Origin of the sequence: Clostridium sp. YIM B02551, assembly GCF_022324735.1 — a bacterium.
Taxonomy (GTDB): domain Bacteria; phylum Bacillota; class Clostridia; order Clostridiales; family Clostridiaceae; genus Clostridium_T; species Clostridium_T paridis.
The window spans coordinates 95372-107529 of sequence record NZ_JAKGTF010000015.1 but is presented as its reverse complement, the minus strand read 5'-3'; the positions used below and the strand labels follow the sequence as shown (position 1 = coordinate 107529).

Here is a 12158-nt window from a genome sequence, read left to right as displayed (position 1 = left end):
TTAGCATTATAGGTGGACAATCCCACCTATAATTTTTATTAGTCTATTTTCAACACTATATTAAAACATAGCCAAATATATAAATCCTTATGATTTGTTGCTTCAGTAATATCCTTCCAATAATAGATATCCCCGCCCCTCTCAGATTGAACATGGACACCTTTTTTATTTATTGTATATACAAAATCATTATTAAGTGCAGTGTCTTTCTTAAAAGTCTTTTTAATTCTTAGTCTTGTAGCAATATATAAAGCTAAATACACTACTAAGGTTCCAAACACCCCTGCTACCAATACGAAAGGTATTCCGTATCTTTTATAAAAGATTATTCCATAGACACCCAAAAATAATAGGTATACAACTATAAGCATTTGCTTTGATAATCTTCCCATGTAATATGAGGTTAATTTTTTATAGTCCTCCAGCGTTAATTTACCTCTAACTTTAAGTTCTTTTTTTGAATCCAAGTCATCCACTCCCCTTATCATCCTTTGTTATTTTCTTAACACAATTCTATCATAAAAACCTTTTCATTTATATACTTTTATTATTTTATAGCATCATCATAAAACTTTACAATTTCCTTCATAAGATCCATATCTATTTTTACATTAGTGCTTAAATAATTTTTATAGAATTCATCCTTTTCACTTTCTGGTATATTTTCTTCACCCTTTTCATTAACTAAAGACTTCCATGCTGCTACTTCTTCTTTTACTTCATTTGTAACATCAGGTGAAAGTTCAACTGAGTGACCTCTATCTTTATAACTTATAAATTCAAAATTTTTATTATCACCAAATGTATTTTTATATTTTGTAAAATTATTATAACTTACTACTTTATCATCTTCACTTTGTACTATCATTACCTTGGCATTTGACTTAATCTTATCTAGTCCACCTATACCAGTATAATTTGCTACCTTTCCGAAACCAATATAATTATATAGTTTTACATAAGGTGAGATAATTGAAGCTATTGGTCCTATCATCCCTTTTGCTTGATTAACTGATAAATCTGTAACATTAGAAAAGCCTGAAAGTGACACTACTGCCGAAATATTATTATCTAAATTTCCAACTGTTGTAACTGCATAACCTCCCCAGGATTGTCCATAAAGTAATAGTTTTAGGTTCTTTAAATTACTCTCTTCCTTCACATATCTTATTGCATAGTCTAAATCTATTACAGCTTGTGGTAATCCTATAACATTTTTCCCTTCACTTTCATCACATCCAGTACCGTCATAAGCAAATACCCAATATCCATTATTAATGAAATAGTATATCTGAGGTAAATATGAATTATGACCTCCCCCACCAAAGCCATGAGATAAAATAATTAATGCCTTAGGTTTTGTTTCTTCTTGTTTTGAATAAACGTACCCCTTTAGATGTTGTCCTTCATTGCTAGTAAATGAACTCTCAGTTCTTATCATCCCTTTAAAGTCTTGGTAATTGTATTTTATCTTGGTATCATATCTAGTTCCAAATGTTTGTCTAGATAAAATAGTCACCGTAATAAAAATTCCAATATTTAATAAAACAAAAACTACAAGGGCAAATATAGCTATTTTTTTAGGTGTTACCTTTTTAAACATTTTAACCTCCAAATATTATTGTTTAGGTAATTCATCATCTAATAACTCAAGGAATTTTTTTATTTTTATCTTGTCCTTAACATTTCCATATAAATTAACGCTCAATGTAAGGCTCTCCTTATAACTACTTATGGCAAGTTGAAAATATGGTGGATATTTTATAGAGCCACACATATAGGCATCCTTTATTTGTGCTCCACTAAGACATAGCTTGTCTTCCTCTAAAATTCCTATATTGGTCATGGCTATTAACGGGTGTTTAAAACCAAAACTTATTAGCCTTTTAAAGTTTTTATAACTAAATATTTTGTATATCATTGAAATTTTTATAAATCCATTTAATCCAAGTCCACTATTCTTTTTCCTATTTATACTCTCACTAAGTCTTTTCACAGTTTCTAGAAAGTTCTCCTTCGAATCAAATTTTAAACTAGTAATTACTGTTGATGCTAAATTGCATAAAGCATCAATATTCCTCTCTTCTAAATATCTTCTCATATCAATCATTATAGGAATATTAAGTTCATTTCCGTTTTGTATATCTAAAATTCTAAACATAACTCTATAGTAAGCTGATAACACTATATCATTCACGGTTACTTTATGCTTTTTACTATAAACTTTAATTAACTGAAATCTTTCTTTAGAAATATTATGAGTTATAATAAAGGGATGTTTTTTTTCGTGAGAACTTAAGGGAAATGTGTGTTTAAATTGTTTATTACTTTCGTTATTTTGTGTAATAAAAGTTTTTATGTTTTCTGTTAACTTATATTTGTCTGTAACTCTTCCTATACTTCTATCACCATTAATAACGAACCTTGGTTTATATGATTGTTCTCCTGTCAAGTTAGAATATATCTCACATAACAAATACATGTACTGCTTAAAACCTGCAGCATCACATATCATATGATTCATGCTTATAGCTAAAGTATCATTTTCAGAATAAAATAAGCATGCTTTAACTTGTGGGGCTTTGAACTCATTAATTTTTGAAGTTATAAAATCATTAAGCTCTTCCTCATTATCTACAACTTTAAATACTTCTTCATAATTTAATCTATCTTCCTTTATCCAATAAGCCTCTTTTTTGCCTTCAACATATTTGCTTCCTAGAATAGGTACTACATCTATAGTCATATCAATAGCTTTTTTTAGTATTGTTTTATCTATTTTTCCGTTAAATCTTAGAATACAATGCAGTACATGATCATTAAATTTATTCTTTTCAAATAGAAATTGTAATTCATCAAATAATTCTGCTTTAAACCTCATTTCTAAAGCTCCTATTATTATTAATTATCAAGTCACAAGTTTATCCAATATCTTTGAGTTATTTCTCCATCCTCCTTAACTTCATTTTCTAAGACTCCTCCATTTTTTATAATTGTCTTTGCAGACCCAAGATTATTTTTATCACAAGTTATTAATGCCTTATTAATTCCAAGTTTTTTGGCTATTGGTAGTGCAAGCTCTAACATAACAGAAGCATATCCTTTCCTTCTCTCTGTTGGACGAATTCCATAACCGATATGGCCCCCATAATTTAATAAGTAATCATTCAAACGATGTCTTATATTTATAGCACCTAGAATTCTTTTATTCTCATTAATTAAAAAATATGTATGTGCTGGCACAAAATCTTTTAGACATGTCTCTTCTTTTTCGTATTTATAGGTTTTATCTAGCCATTCTTTATAATCCATATCAAGGAGTCTTGCTGAATAAGGAACAATATCTTGTCCATACTCCTTCCATTCTTTTATGAAATCAAAGTATTCCTCTTGCATATCAATATTGGGTCTCATTAGTTTTAGTTTCACACTTCATCACTCCTTAGAAAATTAATATAATTACAAATATTTTACATTAACTTTCCTATATCTTCAAATATATTCTCTATAACTATTTTAATTTTTTAAATCAGACCCAAATCCACTATCAAAAAGCACTCCATTTAATGCAATAAATGCTCCTAAAACTAATCCTGATCCAACATTCCCTAATTTAAAAAACCAAGCAATATTTATTGCTATTAGTATAAATACAATGCTTGCCATATTTCTATACAATTTTTTTCTCTTAAGATTTTTTGCATGTTTTTGAATGGGTATAAAAATTCCGATAACATTATTATTAAATACATTAATAAGTACTGAAAAAACTATAGTGGAAAATGCTGCAACTATAAATAAAATTAAATAATCCATGATTCTACCTCATATATATTATTTTACACTTAGTTTTTTCCAATATTTCAATTATTTATACCCATAAAGTAAGGTGATTTTTATCAATTATAGAAGATAAAAACCACCTTAAATATGTATTTTGATTTTTTGTGTTTGATTTATTATTTACCTTTAATACTTTTTAAAAAATTTTTTTTTTCTTCTTCCCCTTCAAATAAGTCAAACCAATCACATATCTCCACTGCAAAATCTACAAATGCTGTTCCCTGCGCAGTAATAATATTCTTGTCCCTAACAACTCTTTCTGAAACAAAATTATTTCTTGGGAAAGGATCTTTTTCTCCAAATACCTCCGCATGCTTCTCTGTCCATTCTACTACTGGTGTTGTGTATTTTGCATTTTGTAAAATTCCGGATTTTGCAAGATATACGGTTCCTGCTCCGCATATTGCACTAATAAGCCTGTGCTTTGAATTTAATTTCTCGATTAAATCCATTAATTCTGGTTTAGTTTCACCATACCATCCCCCAGGAATAATTAATCCATCAACATCCTCATTTAGCACATCTTTGACCAATTTGTGAGGCTTGTATACAAATCCTGATTTAGCTTTTATACTCTCGTCTGTATATGATATTGTAATTATCTCCTTACCAGCATCTGAATTTAAAAGATGAGTTATAAATGTTATTTCATAATCAGTCATACCATCAAAAATGAAAACTAATATCTTACTCATTTATATTTCTCCTTTCGTAATTAGGCTATTTATTATTTATTATCCTGCTCATCTAGTCTTTTCGTAATTATATCAAGTTTTCTGTCAATTTCTTGATTCCTTTTTATAAAAGATCTAAAGCTTTTTATTCCATTATAAATAATTACTATGATAGCTATTAATACTACAATATTAATTATGGTCATTACTATTGTTGATAGATTGATATCCATTTTCTCCTCCTTAAAACAAATTAAAGATATAAATCCATAAGGTACTCATCATCAAATTCCCCATTGATATTAAAATAGTTTTTATGCATTCCAACTCGTTCAAACCCAAACTTCTCATAAAGCTTCATAGCTGTTTTATTGCTTGCTTTAACTCCAAGGCTTATAGTTTTAATATTTTCATGTGCCTTGGCAAACTTTATTAGTTCGGTCATAACTTCACTCCCTATACCCATTCCCCAAAATTCTTTCTTTACAGAAATGGACATTTCACTATTATGAGCTATCCTTTTTCTATTAGATGCACTCAAATGAGAAACGCTTATAATTGTATTATTTATAATTCCTAAAACCATTATGGTATTTGCATCATTACTTACATTTTTAAGATATTCTCTTTCCTGCTCTAAAGTAAGCCTAAATTCCCCTTTACCAAATAAAAGGTTGTCACTTTCTCCGCCAACCACATTTAAATAGTTAATCATTCCTTCTGCATCTTCTACAGTTGGTTCCCTAAGTACAAGCTCTTCTCCATTTTTTAATCTTATTTTATTTAAAATATTCTTGCTCATATATCTATCTCCTTTTTAATATATAATTTGAAATATTAAAACCAAAGCTTTCATAAAAAGGTAGTGCCGCTTCGTTTGCATAAACTACATTTATTGAAATATCTTTAACCTCATTTTGATTAAACCATTTAATTGCTCTCTCCATTAGCTTTTTTCCTTGTCCAAATTTACGGTAATCCTTATGAATAAAAATTGACTCAATCTCTCCTCTTCCATCTTCAATTGAACTTATGCAGTACCCAACATAGCTATCGCTATCTGAATCTAATAATACATCAAACTTAACTATTCCTTTATTAGCTTTCGCATGTATAGATTCTATTCTTTTTTCAAAAGTAAATTCCCTATATTTCTCTTTGAAGCTAATTGATTTCTCCAAATGTACAGAATTAAGGCCTTCCCATAATGGTTTTATAATATTAATTTCATTAATATCTTTTTCAATTATTGAAATATCCATAGTATCCTCCCTTATTTTTTGATTGGAACAAATTTAAGTTTTCTTATTGGACCATCCTTAAACTGCTGATAAAAAGGGAAAATACTTATATCACATCCTACTAGGGCTCCCATAACTTCCTCACCATCAACTTTTTCAGATTCAGCTATATTCCATTTTATCACTTTATACCCAAGTCCATAATATTCAGTAGAACCGCCATCCTTTATCATTCTTCTCTTAATAGCAAATATAGGTCTTTTATTTAAGTATACTAAGGTAAAATCAGTTGCATATATACATAGTAAAACTAAAATTAAGGCTATTTTCTTTTTATGCTTTTTTAACATATATATATCACCCTTTACTTAATAGGTTTTCTCCAATCATCCCTTATAATGCTATACAAACAATAATCTCTATAGTCTCCATTCTCAAACTTATATTTTCTAAGAATTCCTTCGAGTGTAAATCCATTCTTTTCACCAAGCTTCTTCATTCCATCATTATCACTTCTTGTGATAAATTGAAGTCTCATTATATTTTTAGTATTAAATATATAGTTTATAAAAAGATTTAATGCTTCTGTTCCTATCCCTTTTCCTTTTCTCTCATTATTAGCTACTAACATTCCAAAATCATAGGCTTCAGTTGTTGCCATAGAATTAAGATAATTAATTATGCCAATGGTGCTACCTTCTTTATCTTCAATCATCATAAAGGATATTCTATTAGATGCTACAGACCTTTCCATATCTGCTAGTGCTGAATCTTTTACTCTCATTTCTGCATCCATATATTCACCTAAATATTCTTGATTTGTATTCCAGGTATATACTAAATCAAAATCCTCTTTACATATTGGTCTTAAGTTGATATTTTTTCCTTTAATCATGCCCGATCCCCCTTTTTACTTATTATCCCACTTCATAATTACCTAATTATAGATATTTTTTAAATCCTCTAGCTGCATCCCCATCAAAACCAACAGACTCATAGAACTTATGTGCACCTTTTCTATGCTTTCTTGATAAAAGCATCATAAAAGAACAATTTCTTTTCACTGCATTTTTCTCAATTTCCTCCATAAGTAACCTAGCTACCCCCATTCGTCTGCATTCACTTGATACTACAACATTTTCTATCACCATAAATGGATCACATTCTCCTATTAATTCACTACAAGCTATACCCATTATCGACCCAACAACTTTACCATTATATTTAGCACATAAAACTATATAATCTGGATTTTCTTTCATCCTATTAAAAGTTTTCTTCATCTTATTAAAATCTGTATTTGTATCTTCAAATCCCTCATCATAAACCAATTTTAATTCTTCCAAATCTTCTTCAACTAATGATGTTACTGTTACCATAATTTTCTCCTTTATCCTTTTAATTTACTTATTTGCATTATTGCAATCAAAATATAAAACTTGAACTAACTCACTACCTACTTTTTCATATTTGCCCTAGCAGTCATCTTTGACATCATTCTTCCAATATATATGGGAAACAAGTATGCCATTTTGGTTTGCAATGCTTGAGAAAAACTATGACAAATAATAAATTTATTCTTATCTATATTTTTAGCTAGTCCATTTCCCACCTTACAGACATCTGCCTTAAACTCTTTAGGTACTGGTAGTGGCTCTGAAGATTTTGTTCTAGTTAATGGAGGATGTAATAAATGAAAACTAATTCCACTTGACTCATATTCAATATTCATACATTTAGCAAGAGATTCTATTGCCCCTTTACTTGATGCATATGAGCTTATATTTGTAAAACCTGTAACCCCAACCCCTGAACTTGTAAAAAATACTTTTCCATCACTTTGTTTCTTCATATATGGTAAAACTTCTTTAGTTAAATTAATTGCACCATAGTAATTAACCTGAAATACTTCGTTATATTCTTCATATGTTAACTCTTCTAAACTCTTAAATATACACTTACAAGCATTATGAATTGCATAATCAATAGTTTTAAATTTTTGTGCTACTTCACTTATACAATTTTTCAATTTACCTACATCTCTAATATCACATTGAAATCCCACAAGTGACTCTGGATACTTCTTTTTTAACTCTGATATTTTATTCAATTCTAAGTCAAGAACCGCTACATTTTTACCATCAGATAAAAATCTCTCTACCATGTAATATCCAATGCCATCATTACCACCAGTTATTATCACTGTTTTCACAATTAATTTGCACCTCTTTATTATTAATAAATACTTATTGCTATTATCGAAAAACTAATTTTCCATATTGTAATTATTATAACAATTTAAGGAATATATGTATATTAAATGATACGTCAATGATAACCTTATTAATATTATTCATTTGAAATACTTACCTATTTCACATATACAAGCCTTAACGTATAATAATGAGTAATCATATTTACCTTGAGATAGGAGATTTTTATATGAGTGATGTGACTAAATTAGTTCATAACATTGATAATAAGCTTTTGCCTAATATAGATATTAAAAGTTTAAATCCCCATGATCCAATTGTAGTAAACGCTTTACCTGAACCATGGCTTTTATTAGGGGTTGGGAATTATGCTGCTGGCATAATTCATCCTGATTTTTCAGAGTATGTTGTTAAAATATATGCACCTGGAAGACCTGGAATTAAAGAAGAAGTAGAAGTTTATAATAGAATAAATGAACACCCTTCGTTTTCAAAGTGTTTTTACTATACCGATAATTACTTGATTCTTAAAAGACTTAATGGTGAAACATTGTATAATTGCATAAATAAAGGTATACAAATTCCAGAAAGAATTATTAAAGACATAGATTATGCTTTAGTTTATGCTAAAAATCTTGGACTATCTCCTCATGATGTACATGCTAAAAATGTTATGATTGTTGATGGTAAGGGTGTAGTTGTTGATGTTTCTGACTTCTTAAAATTAGAAACTTGTACACATTGGGCTGACTTTAAAAAAGCATATTACTCAATATATATTCCTTTCTTTTATAAGCGTCATCCTGCTATCCCTAATTTTTGTTTAAACTTTATTAGGAAGAGTTATAGATCTTTTAATGCCTTATTTAAATAAAAAAGGCTTATTGCAAGCCTTTTTATTTATTGTAACAACATATTATGAATATCCCACCCTAAAGCGCCTGCACACATGCCTTGATTAGCTAGAATAATTACATCAGTTTCAAGCTCAGGGTAATAATAAAGTCTAGCACTAACTCCGTATTCTTCTCCAGTATGTCCACATCTTACTATATTATTTTCTTGATTGAGTACAAATGAATTACCATACCCATACATCCATGCGTATCCTCTTGCACCATTAGCTTCTTCATCTATAACTTTGGGAATAAACATCTCTTTGCTAAGTCTTTCTCCCAAAAGGTTATTATTCCTTAACGCTTTGATAAATTTAATCAAATCATGCGCTGTTGATGTAGCCCCGCCATCTGATGCTGCATCAGGGGTAGTTGTATAAATATTTTTGCTCCATTCAATTATTTCACCATCAGAATTTCTTATAGCTTCATACCCTTCTGCAACTCTTTCATAAACCTTATCTATAGATAAAAAATCCGAATCCTTCATGCCTATCTTATTAAAAACATTTTTTCTGACATAATCAAAATAAGATACCCCAGATGCTTTTTCTATGATTAATCCTAATAAAATATAGCCTGCTCCATTATAATGATATTTTTTTCCTACTTCATTAATTGGATCTTTATCTTTAAATAGAGAAAGATAATCTGAGTTAGTACGAATTTTATATATAGGAATCCTAGACCATATTCTCTCCCACTCCTCATCTCCTAGGCTCTCGTCATAGTAATCTCCAATACCTGAAGTATGAGTGAGCAAACTTTCAACATCAACTTCCTTTGGAATCTTAGTATTAGAAAGCTCTAAGTACTCAGTAACCTTAGTATCAAAATCTATTTTACCCTCTTCTATTAGTTGTAATATAGCTACAGCTGTAAACATCTTTGATATAGAAGCTATCCTAAATCTTGTTTCTATTGTATTTGGAACCTTCCATGACTTATCTGCATATCCATAGCACCCTGAAAAAATTTCTTTGCCCCTTTGCATTATAAGAACAACTCCTGAAAACTCTTGTTTTTCAGCCTTTTCTCTTATAACATTTTCTAGTTCATTTAATCCTCTCATACATCATCCCTCATTTTCTTATTTACTATCCTTTAGTTTTTTCTTCTTTAAACATTCCTCAGGATTTATAATTATTGGTTCCCACATCCCATTTTCTGCTTTCTCATATTCTCCAATTTTCAAATCTGTATCATTGGTTAGTTTTATAAACTCAATCATATACATATTTCCATCTGTTCCTTTAAAGAGTACCTTTTTTATGTATCCCTTTTCTTCAGATGGCATTCTCTTTTGAACTAAATTACACCAGTATCCGTATTCTATATCAACTACATTTTCTCCAATATGAGACCATCCATGATAAGGTGCACATAGATAATTTTCTCCATAAAAAATCATATCATCTATTAGATACTGTTCATCTATCTTAGTTAAATATAAGTATCCATAATAGTATGCGAAATAAGTTGCATCTTTTTCTGACCCTTCTATAGTTTCAAATTCCACAAAATATTTTATTGCTTCAGGATGTTCTTTATCTGATTCTACCCTCTTTAATTTCAAAAGGTTAATATGAAGTATATTTTTAAATGATTGTAGATATTTCGTATACCTTTCCCTATTCTGATAACTTTCAGTTAAAAACCTATATGCTATTGGATATGGTGCTCTAGTATCTCCAATTGACCCACAACCTGCTTTTTTACCTTCTTCATAGTTTGAGGCTTCTCTTAATATACTAAAATAATTAATTATTGTATCTTCTGGATTTTTAAATAGATACTCAGGTAATACATTAGTTTTAGCTATATCCTGATAAAAGTCATATTGAAATTCTTTTGTATTAATTATAGGTAATTTAGATGGTCTAAAATACTTTTCTACGTCTTCTTCAAATCTAGAATTAGTACTATTTTCTTTTATCTTCATACTAACTATTTTCCCACCTATGATACTTTTCTTTTCACTTGCCATATTTAACTACATCAACCTTCATATTCTATTACTATATTTAGAATATATTTCACTGGTTTTATAAAAAGACTTATCCAATGTGTGTATTATTTAATATTTACGTGCCTTAAGCAAAAATAATGAATAACCAAATTCTTTATCATCTATTACTTTTTTATCTCTATAGAATGTCTTTATTTCAACATCTCTAAACCCAATTTTTATTAGTATGTTTTTCAATTCTTCTTGATCAAAACCATTATGACCTTTAAAATGAGGTTCATTTCTATGAAAACTTCCATCTTCCTTATCCAAATCTATAATACACAGAGTTCCTAATGTATTTAATAGTTCATAAAATTTCTTTGTTATTTTAGAAATGTCTTCCACATGGTGCAATACCATTGAACTAAATATTACATCAAAATTTTTTAATTCAAATTCTTCATTAAGGATGTCTATTTTATATGGAATCATATTAGTTACTTCATACCTAATAATTTTATCTTTTACTATATCAATCATCCCTTGAGAAGAATCTACAAGTATCACATTCTTAAACTTATCATAGATATTAAAGCTTATAAGCCCTGTACCACATCCGAATTCCATAGCTCTAAGGCCCTCTTTGATATCTAATGATTTTATTATTTCATTTGATATTACTTTAGCTCTTTTAATTCTAATATCTGTATCCCAATTCCTTGCATATTCATCGAAACTCATAATATTTCACCTCAATATTATCTCTTAAAAAAATCTTCTTTAAGTAATCCATAGTACTCTAAATCTACAATTCCTTTTCCTGGCCAGAAATTTCCTTGTCTTATAGTCCCTTCTTTTAAAAATCTATTTTTCATTAATACTTTTTTAGATGGATTGTTATCTAACATTACTTCTGCATTTATTCTATTTACATTAATTTGTTCAAATAAATACGAAACAATAATAGATACTGCTTCTGTTGCTATTCCTTTTCCCCAACTTTTTTCTTCTAGAAAATATCCAAGGGTAAGCATATCTACTCTTTGATTAATATTAAAAATATCAATAATTCCTACTAATTTCAAACCATTACTTTTACTATATATTCCCCATTTAATCTTATCCTTCTTATTAAAGTCTCTTTCAAAATGACCAACCATATTTTTTACTGTGTTTTTATTTTTCTTTGGAATAATGCCACAATATTTAAAAACCTCTTCATTACTATATATTGAAAATAACTCTTCAACATCCTTATCTCCAACAGATTTTAATATTACATTTTTACCTTGAAGCTTTGAAATCTCAGAAAAAAGTAATTCTATATTCATGTAAATAAC

18 protein-coding genes are annotated in these 12158 nt (G+C 28.8%); 1 reads left to right on the top strand and 17 read right to left on the bottom strand.

All coding sequences use genetic code 11. From position 1 onward, the window contains the following. Window positions 1-38: 38 nt before the first annotated feature. From L1S47_RS17400 to L1S47_RS17340, 13 genes are all read right to left on the bottom strand, one after another. Window positions 39-467, bottom strand: coding sequence for a hypothetical protein (locus tag L1S47_RS17400; RefSeq protein WP_238885309.1), 429 nt, complete (start codon window positions 465-467; stop codon window positions 39-41). Window positions 468-547: 80 nt separating this feature from the next. Further along, complete coding sequence (locus tag L1S47_RS17395; protein ID WP_238885307.1) at window positions 548-1603, bottom strand: alpha/beta fold hydrolase; 1056 nt, start codon at window positions 1601-1603, stop codon at window positions 548-550. A gap of 15 nt (window positions 1604-1618) precedes the next feature. Next, the gene (locus L1S47_RS17390) at window positions 1619-2881 is read right to left on the bottom strand and encodes a WS/DGAT domain-containing protein (protein ID WP_238885305.1); all 1263 of its coding nucleotides are present in this window, start codon (window positions 2879-2881) and stop codon (window positions 1619-1621) included. A 32-nt stretch (window positions 2882-2913) separates the two neighbouring features. Further along, window positions 2914-3429, bottom strand: a complete 516-nt coding sequence (locus tag L1S47_RS17385) for a GNAT family N-acetyltransferase (protein ID WP_238885299.1) — start codon at window positions 3427-3429, stop codon at window positions 2914-2916. A gap of 87 nt (window positions 3430-3516) precedes the next feature. Beyond that, window positions 3517-3816 (bottom strand): hypothetical protein, encoded by a 300-nt coding sequence (locus L1S47_RS17380; protein ID WP_238885297.1) that lies wholly within the window; start codon window positions 3814-3816, stop codon window positions 3517-3519. Window positions 3817-3959: 143 nt separating this feature from the next. Then, window positions 3960-4538 (bottom strand): DJ-1/PfpI family protein, encoded by a 579-nt coding sequence (locus L1S47_RS17375; protein ID WP_238885295.1) that lies wholly within the window; start codon window positions 4536-4538, stop codon window positions 3960-3962. A gap of 32 nt (window positions 4539-4570) precedes the next feature. After that, window positions 4571-4750 (bottom strand): hypothetical protein, encoded by a 180-nt coding sequence (locus L1S47_RS17370; protein WP_238885293.1) that lies wholly within the window; start codon window positions 4748-4750, stop codon window positions 4571-4573. Between the two features lie 20 nt (window positions 4751-4770). After that, entirely contained in the window at window positions 4771-5319 is a 549-nt protein-coding gene (locus tag L1S47_RS17365) for a GNAT family N-acetyltransferase (RefSeq protein WP_238885291.1), read from the bottom strand. A gap of 4 nt (window positions 5320-5323) precedes the next feature. Next, window positions 5324-5779: a GNAT family N-acetyltransferase gene (locus L1S47_RS17360; protein ID WP_238885289.1), complete on the bottom strand. Its 456-nt coding sequence runs from the start codon at window positions 5777-5779 to the stop codon at window positions 5324-5326. 11 nt (window positions 5780-5790) lie between these two features. After that, window positions 5791-6108 carry a hypothetical protein gene (locus tag L1S47_RS17355; RefSeq protein WP_238885286.1) on the bottom strand — a complete coding sequence of 106 codons (318 nt, stop codon included), beginning with the start codon at window positions 6106-6108 and terminating at the stop codon, window positions 5791-5793. Window positions 6109-6122: 14 nt separating this feature from the next. After that, window positions 6123-6653, bottom strand: coding sequence for a GNAT family N-acetyltransferase (locus L1S47_RS17350; RefSeq protein WP_238885283.1), 531 nt, complete (start codon window positions 6651-6653; stop codon window positions 6123-6125). Window positions 6654-6699: 46 nt separating this feature from the next. Further along, window positions 6700-7137 (bottom strand): GNAT family N-acetyltransferase, encoded by a 438-nt coding sequence (locus L1S47_RS17345; RefSeq protein WP_238885281.1) that lies wholly within the window; start codon window positions 7135-7137, stop codon window positions 6700-6702. A gap of 77 nt (window positions 7138-7214) precedes the next feature. After that, complete coding sequence (locus tag L1S47_RS17340; protein WP_238885279.1) at window positions 7215-7970, bottom strand: SDR family oxidoreductase; 756 nt, start codon at window positions 7968-7970, stop codon at window positions 7215-7217. Between the two features lie 230 nt (window positions 7971-8200). On the opposite strand from L1S47_RS17340, the gene L1S47_RS17335 reads away from it, so the two are divergent. Beyond that, window positions 8201-8845, top strand: coding sequence for a serine/threonine protein kinase (locus tag L1S47_RS17335; RefSeq protein ID WP_238885277.1), 645 nt, complete (start codon window positions 8201-8203; stop codon window positions 8843-8845). 26 nt (window positions 8846-8871) lie between these two features. Here L1S47_RS17335 and L1S47_RS17330 read toward each other — a convergent pair whose 3' ends face one another. The 4 genes from L1S47_RS17330 to L1S47_RS17315 form a co-directional block, all read right to left on the bottom strand. Then, the gene (locus L1S47_RS17330) at window positions 8872-9939 is read right to left on the bottom strand and encodes a serine hydrolase (protein WP_238885275.1); all 1068 of its coding nucleotides are present in this window, start codon (window positions 9937-9939) and stop codon (window positions 8872-8874) included. Between the two features lie 18 nt (window positions 9940-9957). After that, window positions 9958-10854, bottom strand: coding sequence for a hypothetical protein (locus tag L1S47_RS17325; protein WP_238885273.1), 897 nt, complete (start codon window positions 10852-10854; stop codon window positions 9958-9960). A 90-nt stretch (window positions 10855-10944) separates the two neighbouring features. Next, the gene (locus L1S47_RS17320) at window positions 10945-11559 is read right to left on the bottom strand and encodes a class I SAM-dependent methyltransferase (protein ID WP_238885271.1); all 615 of its coding nucleotides are present in this window, start codon (window positions 11557-11559) and stop codon (window positions 10945-10947) included. Between the two features lie 17 nt (window positions 11560-11576). Further along, window positions 11577-12149 carry a GNAT family N-acetyltransferase gene (locus L1S47_RS17315; RefSeq protein WP_238885269.1) on the bottom strand — a complete coding sequence of 191 codons (573 nt, stop codon included), beginning with the start codon at window positions 12147-12149 and terminating at the stop codon, window positions 11577-11579. Between the last annotated feature and the right edge of the window lie 9 nt (window positions 12150-12158).